General features: G+C 69.0%; 13 protein-coding genes. 5 read left to right on the plus strand and 8 right to left on the minus strand.

All coding sequences use genetic code 11. The annotated features are described in order from the left end of the window. Positions 1-153: 153 nt before the first annotated feature. The 3 genes from dalD (at position 154) to C5O79_RS32190 (ending at position 4,206) form a co-directional block, all read left to right on the plus strand. The gene (gene dalD, locus C5O79_RS32180) at positions 154-1,548 is read left to right on the plus strand and encodes a D-arabinitol 4-dehydrogenase (RefSeq protein ID WP_047852153.1); all 1,395 of its coding nucleotides are present in this window, start codon (positions 154-156) and stop codon (positions 1,546-1,548) included. An 83-nt stretch (positions 1,549-1,631) separates the two neighbouring features. After that, on the plus strand, positions 1,632-3,113 hold the full coding sequence (gene xylB, locus C5O79_RS32185; protein ID WP_122474288.1) for a xylulokinase: 1,482 nt from the start codon (positions 1,632-1,634) through the stop codon (positions 3,111-3,113). Positions 3,114-3,249: 136 nt separating this feature from the next. Next, positions 3,250-4,206 (plus strand): sugar-binding transcriptional regulator, encoded by a 957-nt coding sequence (locus C5O79_RS32190; RefSeq protein WP_046544537.1) that lies wholly within the window; start codon positions 3,250-3,252, stop codon positions 4,204-4,206. Positions 4,207-4,375: 169 nt separating this feature from the next. On the opposite strand, the gene ugpC is transcribed toward C5O79_RS32190, so the two are convergent. The 8 genes from ugpC to C5O79_RS32230 all read right to left on the minus strand — a co-directional run bounded on the left by ugpC (position 4,376) and on the right by C5O79_RS32230 (position 12,692). Then, positions 4,376-5,485: a sn-glycerol-3-phosphate ABC transporter ATP-binding protein UgpC gene (gene ugpC, locus C5O79_RS32195; protein WP_122474289.1), complete on the minus strand. Its 1,110-nt coding sequence runs from the start codon at positions 5,483-5,485 to the stop codon at positions 4,376-4,378. A gap of 62 nt (positions 5,486-5,547) precedes the next feature. Beyond that, positions 5,548-6,234: an HAD-IA family hydrolase gene (locus C5O79_RS32200; protein ID WP_047852156.1), complete on the minus strand. Its 687-nt coding sequence runs from the start codon at positions 6,232-6,234 to the stop codon at positions 5,548-5,550. Beyond that, positions 6,231-7,082, minus strand: a complete 852-nt coding sequence (locus C5O79_RS32205; RefSeq protein ID WP_047852157.1) for a carbohydrate ABC transporter permease — start codon at positions 7,080-7,082, stop codon at positions 6,231-6,233. The genes C5O79_RS32200 and C5O79_RS32205 overlap by 4 nt, the downstream gene beginning before the upstream one ends. Beyond that, positions 7,079-8,032 carry a sugar ABC transporter permease gene (locus C5O79_RS32210; protein ID WP_046544533.1) on the minus strand — a complete coding sequence of 318 codons (954 nt, stop codon included), beginning with the start codon at positions 8,030-8,032 and terminating at the stop codon, positions 7,079-7,081. Before C5O79_RS32210 ends, C5O79_RS32205 begins: the two co-directional genes overlap by 4 nt. Before the next feature lie 99 nt (positions 8,033-8,131). Then, a complete protein-coding gene (locus C5O79_RS32215) occupies positions 8,132-9,457 on the minus strand; it encodes a sugar ABC transporter substrate-binding protein (protein ID WP_047852158.1) in 1,326 nt (441 codons plus the stop codon). Positions 9,458-9,516: 59 nt separating this feature from the next. Further along, positions 9,517-10,875, minus strand: a complete 1,359-nt coding sequence (locus C5O79_RS32220; RefSeq protein ID WP_047852159.1) for a D-tagatose-bisphosphate aldolase, class II, non-catalytic subunit — start codon at positions 10,873-10,875, stop codon at positions 9,517-9,519. Continuing rightward, positions 10,863-11,819 carry a sugar kinase gene (locus C5O79_RS32225; RefSeq protein WP_046544530.1) on the minus strand — a complete coding sequence of 319 codons (957 nt, stop codon included), beginning with the start codon at positions 11,817-11,819 and terminating at the stop codon, positions 10,863-10,865. Before C5O79_RS32225 ends, C5O79_RS32220 begins: the two co-directional genes overlap by 13 nt. Before the next feature lie 96 nt (positions 11,820-11,915). After that, complete coding sequence (locus C5O79_RS32230) at positions 11,916-12,692, minus strand: L-iditol 2-dehydrogenase (protein WP_046544529.1); 777 nt, start codon at positions 12,690-12,692, stop codon at positions 11,916-11,918. A 329-nt stretch (positions 12,693-13,021) separates the two neighbouring features. On the opposite strand from C5O79_RS32230, the gene C5O79_RS32235 reads away from it, so the two are divergent. Both C5O79_RS32235 and C5O79_RS32240 read left to right on the plus strand, forming a co-directional pair. Then, a complete protein-coding gene (locus C5O79_RS32235) occupies positions 13,022-13,483 on the plus strand; it encodes a Fur family transcriptional regulator (protein ID WP_046546250.1) in 462 nt (153 codons plus the stop codon). 46 nt (positions 13,484-13,529) lie between these two features. Then, positions 13,530-14,444, plus strand: a complete 915-nt coding sequence (locus C5O79_RS32240) for a zinc ABC transporter substrate-binding protein (RefSeq protein WP_047852160.1) — start codon at positions 13,530-13,532, stop codon at positions 14,442-14,444. Positions 14,445-14,457: the final 13 nt, after the last annotated feature.

Genomic DNA, 14,457 nt, shown 5'->3' on the forward strand with positions numbered 1-14,457 from the left:
CTCCCGCCCCACCCGCACGCCACCGCCGCAGCGCACCATCGAAATGCCGTTTCCCCGCCTTGACTTTCGCTCGCCCGAATACGATCATTCGCTCACACAAAGAGCAAATGATCGTATTCGACAGGACAGTCAGGCACGAAGAGGAGACACCGGATGACCGAATCGCCCTCCGCCCGCACGCCCGTGCTGCTGCACATCGGCGCGGGCTCGTTTCACCGCGCGCACCAGGCGTGGTATCTGCATCGCGCGAACGCGGCCGTCCCGGCCGACGAGCGCTGGTCGCTGACCGTCGGCAACATCCGCGACGACATGCACGCGACGATGGACGCACTCGCCGCGCAGCACGGCGCCTACACGCTCGAAACCGTCACGCCGCAAGGCGAGCGCGCGTACGAGACGATCCGCGCGATCACGCGCGTGCTGCCGTGGTCGATCGACCTCGCCGCGCTAATCGATGCCGGCGCCGATCCGGCCTGCCGGATCGTGTCGTTCACCGTCACCGAAGGCGGCTACTACCTCGACGAACACAACCGCCTCGACCTCGCGAACGCCGATCTCGCGGCCGACCTGCAGGGCGCACGCACGACGCTGTACGGCGCGCTCGCCGCGCTGCTCGCCGAACGCGTGAAGCGCGGCGCGGGCGCGCTCACGCTGCAGAGCTGCGACAACCTGCGCAACAACGGCGCGCGCTTTCGCGCGGGGATGCGCGAATTCCTGGAGCGGCGCGGGCTGCTCGAGCTGCTCGCATGGTTCGATGCGAACGTCGCCACACCGAGCGCGATGGTCGACCGCATCACGCCGCGCCCGACCGCCGACGTGCGCGAGCGCGTGCTGGCCGCCACCGGCTTCGACGACGCGTGCCCGGTGATGGGCGAATCGTTCATCCAGTGGGTGATCGAGGACCGCTTCGCGGCCGGCCGGCCGAAGTGGGAGCTGGCCGGCGCCGAACTCGTCGACGACGTGCACCCGTACGAGGAAGCCAAGATCCGCATCCTCAACGCGACGCACAGCTGCATCGCGTGGGCCGGCACGCTCGCGGGCCATACATATATCCACGAAGGGACGCACGACGCGGCGATCCGCCGCTTCGCGCACGACTACGTGACGCAGGACGTGATCCCGTGCCTCACGCCGAGCCCGCTCGATCTCGCGCGCTACCGCGACGTGGTGCTCGAGCGATTCGGCAACCCGTACGTGCTCGACACGAACCAGCGCGTCGCGGCCGACGGCTTCTCGAAAATCCCCGGCTTCATCGCGCCGACGCTCGCCGAATCGTTCGCACGCGGCGCGGCGCCGGTCGCCACCGCCGTGCTGCCCGCGCTGTTCCTGCGCTTTCTCGAACGCTGGGCGCGCGGCGCGCTGCCGTACGTGTACCAGGACGGCGTGATGGACGAAAGCGCCGCACGGGCGATCGTCCAGGCCGACGACCCGGTTGTCGCGCTCTGCGCCAGCCGCGCGCTGTGGGGCTCGCTCGCCGGCAACGCGGCGCTGTTCGAGGCGCTGCGCGCCGGGCTCGCGCGGGTCGACGCATGGCTCGTGGCACGCTGACGCGCATCCGGGCGAACCTGCCTTGGCACGGGCGCGGCCGCGCGGCTAAAGTAGCGACTCCCCACTGACGGAACGGATCGCTCATGTATCTCGGCATCGACCTCGGCACCTCGGAAGTGAAGGTGCTGCTGCTCGCCCCGGACGGCACGGTCGTCGGCACCGCCGGCTCGCCGTTCACCGTGTCGCGGCCGCATCCGCGCTGGGCCGAACAGCATCCGGACGACTGGTGGCAAGGCACGCTCGCCGCGCTCGCCGCACTGCGCGAGCGGCACCGCGACGCGTTCGCGCAGGTGCGCGGCATCGGCCTGTCGGGCCAGATGCACGGCGCCGTGCTGCTCGGCCGCGACGATCGCGTCCTGCGCCCGGCGATCCTGTGGAACGACATGCGCAGCGCCGACGAATGCGCGCTGCTCACCGAACGCGCGCCCGATCTCCACACGCTGGCCGGCAATCTCGCGATGCCTGGCTTCACCGCGCCGAAACTGCTGTGGGTCGCGAAGCACGAACCCGACGTGTTCGCGGCGACCGCCTGCGTGCTGATGCCGAAGGATTACCTGCGGTTCCGGCTGACCGGCGCGAAGGTGTCCGATCCGTCGGACGCGGCCGGCACGCTGTGGCTCGACGTCGCGCGCCGCGACTGGTCCGATGCGCTGCTCGCCGCGTGCCGGATGACGCGTGACCAGATGCCCCGCATCGTCGAAGGCAACGCGCCATCCGGCACGCTGCGCGCGGACATCGCACGCGAACTCGGGCTGTCGGAAGCCGTCGTGGTGGCCGGCGGCGGCGGCGACAACGCGACGAGTGCGCTCGGCATCGGCGCGATCCACGCAGGCGACGGCTTCGTGTCGCTCGGCACGTCCGGCGTGCTGAGCGTGGTCGGCGATCGTTTCATGCCGAACCCCGCGTCGGCCGTGCATGCGTTCTGCCATGCGATTCCCGATCGCTGGCAATTGATGAGCGTCGTGCTGTCGGCCGCGAGCTGCCTGCGCTGGGTCTGCAAGCTGACCGGCACCGACGAGCCCGCGCTGCTCGCCGAAGTCGAAGCACTCGACGCCGACGCGCTCGCGACGGCGCCGCTGTTCCTGCCCTACCTGTCCGGCGAGCGCACGCCGCACAACGATCCATACGCCCAGGGCGTGTTCTTCGGGATGACGCATGCGACCGAACGCGCGCACCTCGGCTACGCGGTGCTCGAAGGCGTGACGCTGGGCCTCGCCGACGGTCTCGACGCACTGCATGCGGCCGGTGTCGAAACCGACCAGTTGTCGCTGATCGGCGGCGGCGCGCGCAGCGCATTCTGGGCGCAGCTGATCGCCGATGCGCTGAACGTGCGCACGCGCCAGCACGGCGGCGGTGAAACCGGTGCGGCGCTCGGCGCGGCACGGCTCGGCTGGCTGGCCGTCGGCGGCGATCCGCATGCGGTGCTGGCGAAGCCCCCGGTGCGAGCCGAATACACACCGGATGCGGCGCGCCATGCGCGGCTGCGCGAACGTCTCGACGCGTTCCGCGCGCTGTACCGCCACGTGCAACCGCTGTACGAACCGTCGCGCGCGCGGCTCGCGTAAGCGCCGCACGTCACGCGTGGCGGCCGTCGGCCGCGTGCGCGACATGCGGTACAGTGGATGCCGTCATGCGGGCCCCCGGCCGGCCCGCTGGGCGGCCCGCGGGGCGCCCCCCCCAGATCCGAACCGAATCGCTATCGTGTCCAAGTCCTCAGAAAAACTCGATCTCGCCACGCGCGCTGCGTGGCTCTACTACGTCGCGGGCGACACGCAGAACGAAATCGCGGAAAAGCTGCAGGTGTCGCGCCCGGTCGCGCAGCGCCTCGTCGCGTTCGCGGTCGAGAAGAACCTGATCCGCGTGCGCGTCGATCACCGGCTTGCCGACTGTCTCGATCTCGGCGCGCAGCTGTCGAAGCGCTACGGCCTCGCGATGTGCGAAGTCGTGCCCGTCGATGCCGATGCACCCGACGCGATCGACCGCAAGCTCGCGGTCGCCGGCGCGCAGGTGATGGAGCGCTACCTGAACGAAACGCGGCCGATGGTGATCGCGGTCAGCAGCGGCCGGACGCTGAAGGCCGCGGTCGCGCAGATCGCGCAGATCGACCGCCCGCAGCACCGGCTCGTGTCGATGGTCGGCGCAATCGCCGCCGACGGTTCGTCGAACCGCTACGACGTCGCGCAGTACATCTCCGAGAAAACCGGCAGCAAGCACTTCCTGCTGCCCGCGCCGCTGTTCGCCGACAGCGACGCCGAGCGCGCGCAGTGGTGCAACCACCGGCTGTACCGGATCGTCGAGGCGCTGTCGGGCAAGGCCGACGTTGCGTTCGTCGGGATCGGCAACATCGGCCCGCACTGCCCGCTCTACGAGGACGGCTTCATCACCGAACAGGAGCGCGACGAGATGACCGCGCTGGGCGCGGTGGCCGAATTGCTCGGCGTGCCGATCGACGCGCGAGGCACGCAGATCGCCGTGTCGACGAGCGCGCGCGTGACGAGCGTCGCGCTCGCCACGCCGCCGAAGCTGCCGACGATCGCATTCGCCGGCGGCCCGAAGAAACACGACGCGGTGATTGCCGCGTTGCGCGGCGGCTGGCTGTCGGGGCTCGTCACCGACGAAACCTGCGCACGCGCCGCGCTCGCCGCGCAGGCGGCCTGACGCCGAAGCCGCGCACGGCGCATCGCGCGCGGCAGTCGAATGCTCAGGCCGCGTGCGGCGCCGGAAACGCATGCCGGCGCGCACGCCACGCGCCGACACCCAGGCCGCGCGCATTCATCGACTAGATGACCGAACCCCTGCGCGCCTGACCGTCGCAGGCGCCGACGCGTCACGCCGCCTTCGCGTGCGCGCTCAGCCGGCGGAACGCCTGCCCGTGCTCGTCGAACAGGTGGCAGTGCTCGGCGTCCGCGTGCACGTGCAGCGCCTCGCCGGTGCGGTACGTGTCGAGCGGCGGAATCCGCGCGATCAGCCCGTCCGGCGCGACGGCCGACTCCGCGTACAGATACGCGGCATCGCCGAGCGACTCGACGGCCATCGTCTTCGCGGCCACGCCGGTCGCCGCCGCTTCGACTTTCAGATGCTCGGGCCGCACGCCGACCGTCACCGCCGCACCACGCTGCAGCCCCGCCGCTTCGACCGCGACGCGCTGCGTCTCGCCGCTGTCGAAACGCACGAGCACGCCGCCCGCATCGACCGATTCGACGGTGCCCTTCAGGAAGTTCATCTTCGGCGAGCCGATGAAGCCCGCGACGAACTGGTTCGCCGGCGCGTGATACAGCGCGTTCGGCGTACCGACCTGCTGCACCGCGCCGCCCGACAGCACGACGATCTTGTCGGCAAGCGTCATCGCCTCGACCTGGTCGTGCGTCACGTAGATCATCGTCGTCTTCAGCTCGTCGTGCAGCCGCGCGAACTCCAGCCGCATCTTCACGCGCAGCGCCGCGTCGAGGTTCGACAGCGGCTCGTCGAACAGGAACACCTTCGGCTTGCGCGTGATCGCGCGGCCGATCGCGACGCGCTGCCGCTGGCCGCCCGACAGCTGCTTCGGCTTGCGGTCGAGCAGATGGTCGATGTGCAGGATCTTCGCGGCCTGCTTCACGGCCTGGTCGATCTCCGGCTTCTTCGCGCCCGCGAGCTTCAGGCCGAACGCCATGTTGTCGTACAGCGTCATGTGCGGGTACAACGCATACGACTGGAACACCATCGCGATGCCGCGCTTCGCGCTCGGCACGTCGTTGACCTTTGCGCCGTCGATCATCAGGTCGCCGCTCGAAATATCCTCGAGCCCGGCGATCATCCGCATCAGCGTGGATTTGCCGCAGCCGCTCGGGCCGACGAACACGACGAATTCGCCGTCGGCGATGTCGAGGTTCACGTTGCGCAGCACTTCGGTGTCGTCGTAGCGCTTCGCGATGTTGCGCAGGAGCACGCTTGCCATGATCTGTCTCCGTTCGTTCGTGATGCGCCGCGTCGAACGCGGCGCGCAATCATTCGTGGTTGCTAGCTCGGCAGCACCGCGCCGGTCGCCTGCCAGCGCGCAACGTAGCCGGGCAGCTCGTGCATGTCGTCGAACACGTGACGCGCGCCGATCCCGCGCAGCGCGTCGATCTGCGCGGCCGACGCATGCCCGCCGCCGACGAAGCCAAGCACGGTCATGCCGGCCGCGGCGGCCGCGGTGATGCCGGTCACGCTGTCCTCGACCACGAGGCACCGTGCAGGCGCGACGCCGAGCGAGCGCGCCGCCGCGAGATACACGTCGGGCGCCGGCTTCGGCCGCGCGACGGCGTCCGCGCAGAACAGCCGGTTACCGAAGAAGCGCGCGAGGCCCGTGCGGGTCAGCGCCGCCTCGACGTACGCGCGGTAGCTGTTGCTCGCGCAGGCCGTCGTCAGTTCAATCGCGGCCAGCGCCGCATCGATGCCGTCGACCATCGGTGCATTGACGGCCGCCGCCTCGACCGCGGCGCGAATTTCGACGACGTCGTCGTTCGACAGCGTGCGGCCGAGCGCGTCGCTCACGCCGGCCAGCACACGCTCGATGCGCAGCCCGAGCAGCGGCATCACGGCCGGCCGGGAATCCGCGCCCGGCCAGCGGGCATCGAGTTCGCGCACGAGCACGTCGGCCGCCACCGCCTCGCTGTCGATCAGTACACCGTCGCAATCGCAGATCAGGACATTCGTCGCGGTCATTTGACGGCTCCGAACGTAAGCCCGCGCACGAGCTGCTTCTGCGACAGCCAGCCGACGATCAGGATCGGCGCGACCGCCAGCAGCGACGCCGCGGACAGCTTCGCCCAGAACAGGCCCTCGGGGCTCGAGTACGACGCGATGAACACGGTCAGCGGCGCCGCGTTCGAACTCGACAGGTTGATGCTCCAGAACGCCTCGTTCCATGACAGGATCACGAGCAGCAGCGCGGTGGACGCGAGCCCCGGCAGCGCCATCGGCAGCAGCAGGTAGACGATCTCCTGCCACGTCGATGCACCGTCGATACGACCCGCTTCGAGGATGTCCTTCGGGATCTCGTTGAAGTACGTGAAGGTCATCCACACCGCGATCGGCAGGTTGATCAGCGTGTAGACGATCACGAGGCCCGACACGGTATCGAGCAGCCCCGCGTTCTTCCACAGCAGGTAGATCGGCACGAGCACGCCGACCGACGGCATCATCTTCGTCGACAGCATCCACAGCAGCACCTTCTGCGTGCGGTGATTCGGGAAGAAAGCCATCGCGTACGCGGCCGGCACCGCGAACAGCAGCGAGATCACCGTGACGCCCGCCGAGATCAGCACCGAGTTCCATGCGAACGCGAAGTAGTTGCTGCGCGCGAACACCTCGCGGAAGCTGTCGAGCGTCGGGATGAAGAACAGCGACGACGCATACGCCTGCTGCTCGGTCTTGAACGCGGTGATCGCCATCCAGAAGATCGGGAAGAACAGCAAGAGCGCTATCAGCCACGCGAGCGTGCCGGGCAGCGCGCGCCGCACGAGGTCGAATGCAGCCGGCGTGCGCCGGCCTGCGAAGGTCAGGTCGCTCATTTCTCGTATTCCCCCTTCAGATTGCGCGCGAGCATCCGCACGAGGAAGAACGACACGACGTTCGCGACCACGACGGCAATGATGCCGCCCGCGGACGCGAGGCCGACGTCGAACTGCTGCAGGCCGAGCGCGTAGATCAGGTACGACAGGTTGGTCGTCGCGTTGCCGGGGCCGCCGCCGGTCGTCGTGTAGATCTCCGCGAAGATCGACAGCAGGAAGATCGTCTCCATCATCACGACCACGGCGATCGCTCGCTTCAGGTGCGGCAACGTGATGTAGAAGAACATCGCGATGGGGCCCGCGCCGTCGATGCGCGCGGCTTCCTTCTGCTCCTGGTCGAGCGACTGGATCGCGGTGAACAGAATCAGGAACGCGAACGGCAGCCACTGCCACGCGACGATGATGATCACGGCGGTGAGCGGGTAATCCGCGAACCAGTCGATCGGCGTCATCCCGAGCGCGCGCATCGCGTTCGCGACGAGCCCGTACACCGGGTGCAGGATCATGTTCTTCCAGATCAGCGCGGACACCGTCGGCATCACGAAGAACGGCGCGATCGCGAGCAGGCGTGCCACGCCCTGCCCGTAAAACTTGCGGTCGAACAGTACGGACATCAGCACGCCGCCGATCACCGTGATCGCGAGCACCGCACCGATCAGCACGAGCGTGTGCCAGATCGCGGGCAGGAACGACGGATCGGTCGCGAGGAAGCGGTAGTTGTCGAGCCCGGCGAAGCCCTTCACGTCCGGGTTCAGCAGGTTGTAGCGCGAGAACGAATACCAGATCGTCATCGCGAGCGGAATCGACATCCACAGCAGCAGCACCGCGACGGACGGCGAGACGAGCCAGCTCGCCCCGCCGCGCGCGCGGCGGGGCGCGCCCGGCGGCGACGACGCGTCGCCGACCGACGGCGCATGAGCATGGCTCAGGGGAAGACGCAGATGACGCATGATCGGAGTCCCTCCGGTTGATGCGCGGGCGAGAAGGCCTGCCCGCCTGTCAGCTTCGACGACGCGCACCGTGCGCGACCGCGCACGGTGCGGGCCGCGTTACTTCTTGTAGCCGGCCTGCCGCACCGCTCGGTCGGCCGCGGCCTGCCCGGCGGCGAGCGCCTGGTCGACCGTCATCTGGCCCGCCACCGCACCGGCAATCGACTGGCCGACCACCGTGCCGAACGACTGGAACTCAGGAATCCCGACGTACTGCACGCCCGTGTACGGCACCTTCTTCAGCGACGGATCGTTCGGATCGGCCGTCTCGATCGCCTTCAGCACGAAGTCCGAGAACGGCGCGGCGGCCTTGTACTCGGGGCGCTGATAGGTCGACGTGCGCGTGCCCGGCGGCACCGACGCCCAGCCTTCGTCCTTGCCGACCATCTCGATGTACTGCTTCGACGTCGCCCACGCGATGAACTTGCGTGCGGCGTCCTGCTGCTTCGACGTCTTCGGTACGGCCAGCGCCCACGCCCACAGCCAGTGCGAACCCTTCGGCGTCGCGGCGACCGGCGCGGCCGCGAAGCCGATCCTGTCGGCCACCTGCGACTGCTGCTTGTTGTAGAGCATGCCGGCGGCGACCGTCGCGTCGATCCACATCGCGCACTTGCCGGACGCGGTCAGCGTCAGGTTCTCGTTGAAGCCGTTCGAACTCGCTCCCGGCGGGCCGTTCTTCTTCAACAGGTTCACGTAGAAATTGATCGCCTTCTTCCACTCGGGCGACGTCAACTGCGCGTTCCAGTTCTCGTCGAACCAGCGCCCGCCGAAGGTGTTCACGACCGTCGACACGTACGCCATGTTCTCGCCCCACCCGGCCTTGCCGCGCAGGCAGATCCCGTAGGTGCCCTTCGCCTTGTCGGTGAGCTTGTCCGCGAATTCCGCGATCTGGTCGTAGGTCGGCTGGTCGGGCATCTTCAGCCCCTTCGCCGCGAACAGGTCCTTGCGGTAGAACGTCATCGAGCTTTCGACGTAGAACGGCAGCGCGTACAGCTGGCCGTTGTACGACAGGCTGTCACGCGCCGTCTTCACGATGTCGTTCAGGTCGTAGTCGGCGGGCAGGCCCGTCATCGGCGCGAGCCAGCCGCGCTTGCCCCACTGCGGCGTCTCGTAGGTGCCGATCGCCATCACGTCGAACTGGCCGCTGCCGGTCGTGATGTCGGTCGTCGCGCGCTGGCGCAGCACGTTCTCCTCGAGGATCACCCAGTTCAGCTTGATGTCCGGGTTCGCCTTCTCGAAGGCCGGCGACAGCTTCTTCAGCTCGATCATGTCGGGATTGTTCAGCGTCGCGATCGTCAGCGTGCCGGCGGACGCGGCGCAGGCCGCCGTCGCGAGCGCGGCTCCGGCGAAACAGCGTGAGGCGGCGTCGAGCATCTTTCGTTGCATGGCATGTCTCCTGTGTTTGTTCGAGTGTGTCGTCGGTACTGCGTTTCCTTCGCGGCCCGTCATGCCGGCCGCTGCATTCCGCACGCGCGCGCATAGTGCGCGATCACGTCGCGTATCCGGTGGCGCACCCAGGCGCGCGGCTCTTTCGCAAGGCCGCCCGCGCGGCATGCCGCGTACACGTCCGGCAACCACTGCGCGACGAGCGTTTCCGGCACCGGCTGCCGCGCGAGGTTGTCGAACAGTTGCTCGACCGCGGCCGCGACGGCCGGCTGCAGCCAGTAGTAGCGGATCCGGTCGCTGTAGCTGAACTGGCGCGCGAGCCGTTGCTCGGTTTCGTCGCCGCGGTAGTACGGCGCCCAGTGCTCGGGCTGCGCGCGCATCGCGGCGTCGACGACGTCGCGCAACCGCGAGCGCTGCGCGACCTCGTCGATCAGCGCGTCCTCGATGAAGGTCAGCGCGAACAGCGCCTCGCGCAACGCGAACGTCAGCGCGGGGCCGACCTTCAGCACCGCGAAGTGGTCGCGCACGAGCGCGGCGAGTGCACCCTCGGTCTGGTAGTCGGTCGAATGCGCTTCGAACACGAGGCGCGGTGTCTGCAGGATACTCGCGCCGAGCGACGCGGCCTTGGCGCTGTCGTAGTCAAGCACGTGACGATCGTCGAAGTCGACACCCGGCTGCGCGACGATCGCGACGACGCGTGCCCACGCATCGTCGAGCCCGGCCGCCGCGAACGCATGACGGTGCGCATCGAGCGTCGCCGCGATGCTGTCGCTGCGCGTGACCGCGATCTGCGCGATCGCCGCATCGCCAGCGTCGCCGTTGCCGCTGACTTCGCCGCCCGGCGTCGGCACCTCGGTGCCGATCACGTAGACGGGCGCAATGCCGGCACGCGCTGCCGCGTCTTCCGCCGCGCGACACAGCTCGGCCGCGCGCGCGGCGATCGTGCGATCGTCGAGCCGCACCGGATCGTCCGCGCACGCCATGCTCGCATCGAGGTGGATCTTTTCGAAGCCGGCTTCGACGTACGCTGCGACCATCACGCCTGCTTCACGCATCGCGTCGGCCGCGCGGCGATGCCGCCACGGGTTCGGGCCGAGATGGTCGCCGCCGAGCACGAGCGCCGACGGCGCAAGCCCGCAGCGCTGCGCGATCGCGTCGACGTCGCGGCGGAAATCGGCGGGCGTCATGCCCGTGTAGCCGCCGAGATGATTCACCTGGTTGCAGGTCGCCTCGATCAGCAGCGGCGAACCGTCGGCGCGCGCCGCTTCGCATGCGGCTTCCAGCACGAGCCGGTGCGCGCTGCAGATCGAATAGATGCCGCGCTGCGCATCCGCGCGGTTCGCGTCGAAGATCATCCGCAGCACGGCATCCGCATGTGCGGTGCGCGAACGTTCTGCAACGGTCGTCAGGCCGGACATGCGATACCTCGTTCGGTCAGGAAACGGTCGATCTCGGCCGCGCTGCTGTTGCCTTCCATCGGGCCGCGCCGCGTGACCGCGATCGCCCCGGCTGCGTTCGCGCGGCGCAGTGCGACGTCGATCGGCACGCCCGCGACGAGGCTCGCGACCAGCGTGCCGCCGAAACAGTCGCCCGCCCCGGTCGGATCGACTTCGTCGACCTGGAACGCCGGCGCTTCCGCACGGTTCGCGCGATCGAACGCGACGCTGCCTTGCGCGCCGCGTTTCAGCACGACGCGCTCGAGCAGCGGATGCGTCGCGAGCAGGCCCGCGATCGCGCGCTCGGCCGGCTGCGGCCCGCAGAAGAACGGCAGGTCGGCTTCGCTCGGGAGGAACAGGTGGCACGCGGCGAGCATCTCGTCGAGTGCCGCGCGCATCGGGCGAAAGCTCAGCATTTCGGGCCGCACGTTCGGATCGAACGACACCTTCGCGCCGGCGCGCGCGGCCTCGATCACGCCGCGCTGCACGGCCGCGATCGCCGACTCGCTCGTCAGCGACGAGCCCATCACGTGGAAGTAGCGGCAGCCGTCGAACATCGCGGTATCGACATCGGAAGCATCGACGCACGCGGCTGCACTGGTGGACAGTGTGAACACGAAGCTGCGCGAACCGTCGTCGCGATACGCGACGAACGCGGTGCCGGTCGGGCGCGCAACGCGGCGGATGCGCGCGACGTCGACGCCGTCGCGTTCGAGCCGCGCGACGATCGCGTCGCCGAATGCATCACGGCCTACGCAGCCCGCATACGCGACGCGTGCGCCGAGCCGCGCGGCCTGGTCGGCGAAGATCGCCGGTGCGCCGCTCGGGAACGGCCCCTCGAACAGGCCCGGCGTATCGAAACCCTGGCCGCGCTCGGCGGCGACGAATTCGGCGAGCAGTTCGCCGGCAACGACGATCTCGGCCATCAGGCTTGCCCTCCTCGTTCGACGGCGGCCGCGACGTACAGCGACGCTGCTGCATCGCTGGCCGGCCGGCAGGTGGCGCGTGCGAGCGGCATCACTTCAGCTCATCCAGTTGCCGCCGTCGACGTTCAGCGTCTGGGCGGTGATGTAGTCGGCGTCGGACGACGCGAGGAACAGCGCGGCGCCGGTCAGGTCGCCCGGCACGCCCATGCGGCCGAGCGGCACGGCTTCGCCGACGAGCCGCTTCTTTTCACCCAGCGGCCGGTTCTCGTAGCGCGCGAACAGCGCATCGACCTGCTCCCACATCGGCGTGTCGACGACGCCCGGCGCGATGCCGTTCACGTTGATCCGGTGCGGCGCGAGCGCGAGCGCGGCCGACTGCGTATAGCTGATCACCGCGGCCTTGGTCGCACAGTAGTGCGAAACGAGTGCCTCGCCACGACGCCCGGCCTGCGACGACATGTTGACGATCTTGCCGCCGCGCCCCTGCTCGACCATCCGCTGCGCGACGGCCTGCATCAGGAAGAACAGCCCTTTCACGTTGACCGCGAACAGCCGGTCGAACACGTCCCACGATTCGTCGAGGATCGGGCGCATGTCGAACAGCGCCGCGTTGTTGAACAGGATGTCGACGCCGCCGAAGCGCTCGACCGTCGTGGTGATGATGCGCTCGATGTCGTCGCGGCGCGTGACGTCCGCGGTGACGGCCACCGCACGGCCGGGGTTCGCCTCGATGAGCCGCGCAAGCGAGCCGCCTGCCGGCTTCAGGTCGACGAGCACGCAGCGTGCGCCCTCGTCCAGATAGCGTTGCGCGACCGCCTCGCCGATGCCGCTTGCGGCGCCCGTCAGGATCGCGACCTTGTCTTCCAGTCTCACTGGCTGTCTCCGGTTCGTTCTGCTTGCCGACGGCTGCGAGGTGAGCGAACGCTCGCAGACCGATCAATTGCTCTGTTAGTGATCGAATGATCGGATACGCGATTCGCGCTGTCAAGGCGACGTGACGGCTTTCTATGATGCGCTGCGGCACAACGGCGCACCGTGGCGGCCCGCCGTGCACGCCCGGCAAGGCGCTGCGCGCACGGTGCGACGCGGTCGGATCGACGATGAAGGGGACGGAGCGAGGACGGAAACGGGAATTCGCGCTGCACGGCGCGGCGATACGTTATATCATCGCCGTACTTTGTTTCATCGCCCTGCTTCACGCCATGGCTACCTCATCGTCCATTGACGCCCGGCTGTCCCGGGCCGACGCATTCGCCGCCGAGCACGGGCTCGCGTGGACGCCGCTGCGCCGCCAGGTCTACGAACGCGTGCTGGCCGCGCAGCGCCCGATCGGCGCGTACGACCTGCTCGCCGAGCTCGAGCCGCAGCGCGGCCGCGTGCCGCCCACGACCGTCTATCGCGCGCTGGATTTCCTCGTCGAGCACGGCTTCATCCACCGGATCGAATCGAAGAACGCGTTCTTCGCGTGCTGCGAGATCGGCGTGCCGCACGAAGGCCAGTTCCTGATCTGCGACTCGTGCGGCGATACCGTCGAGATTCCCGGCGGCGACCTCGCGAAGCAGTTGTCCGCGAGCGAGCCCGCGCACGGTTTCGAAGTCCACCACCAGGTCGTCGAGCTGAGCGGCCTGTGCGGGCACTGCAAGCACAAGCCCGCGCAACGCTGACGCGTTTCGCGCGGCGCACGCGCCGCCCCTTCCAACGAGGAGTTCCATGTCCATTGCCCTGAAGCGCGCGCCGCGGCGTGCGTTGTCGCCTGTCCGCTGGCTCGCCGCCGCCGTTGCCGCCCTGTCGCTCGCGGCGCCCGCGTTCGCACAGGCCGCGACCGTCAACGTCGTGGCCGCCGAGAATTTCTACGGCGACGTCGCGTCGCAAATCGGCGGCAGCCACGTCGCGGTGACGAGCATTCTCAGCAATCCGGACCAGGACCCGCACCTGTTCGAAGCGAGCCCGAAGACCGCCCGCGCGCTCCAGCACGCACAGGTCGTGATCTACAACGGCGCCAACTACGATCCGTGGATGAGCAAGCTGCTGGGCGCGTCGAAGCAGGCGAAGCGCGCAACGATCGTCGTCGCCGATCTGGTCGGCAAGAAGGCCGGCGACAACCCGCACCTGTGGTACGACCCGGCGACGATGCCGGCCGCCGCGCGCGCGATCGCGGCCGAGCTCGGCCGCGCCGACCCGGCGAACAAGGCCGAATACGACGCGAACCTGCAGAAGTTCGTGGCCTCGCTGAAGCCCGTCGACGACAAGGTCGCCGCGCTGCGCGCGCAGTACAAGGGCGTGCCGGTCACGGCCACCGAGCCCGTGTTCGGCTACATGTCCGACGCGATCGGCCTCGACATGCGCAACCAGCGCTTCCAGCTCGCGACGATGAACGACACCGAGGCCAGCGCGCAGGATGTCGCCGCGTTCGAGAACGACCTGCGCAAGAAGCAGGTGCGCGTGCTGATCTACAACAGCCAGGCTGAAGAACCGATGACCAAGCGCATGCTGAAGATCGCGCGCGACGGCGCCGTGCCGACCGTCAGCGTCACCGAGACGCAGCCGGCCGGCAAGACCTTCCAGCAATGGATGGCCGGCCAGCTCGACGCGCTGTCGGCCGCGCTGGCCGCCGGCAAGAAATAAACACTCCGTAATG

It is taken from the genome of Burkholderia sp. SRS-25, assembly GCF_004343765.1.
GTDB classification, from domain to species: Bacteria; Pseudomonadota; Gammaproteobacteria; order Burkholderiales; family Burkholderiaceae; genus Burkholderia; species Burkholderia contaminans.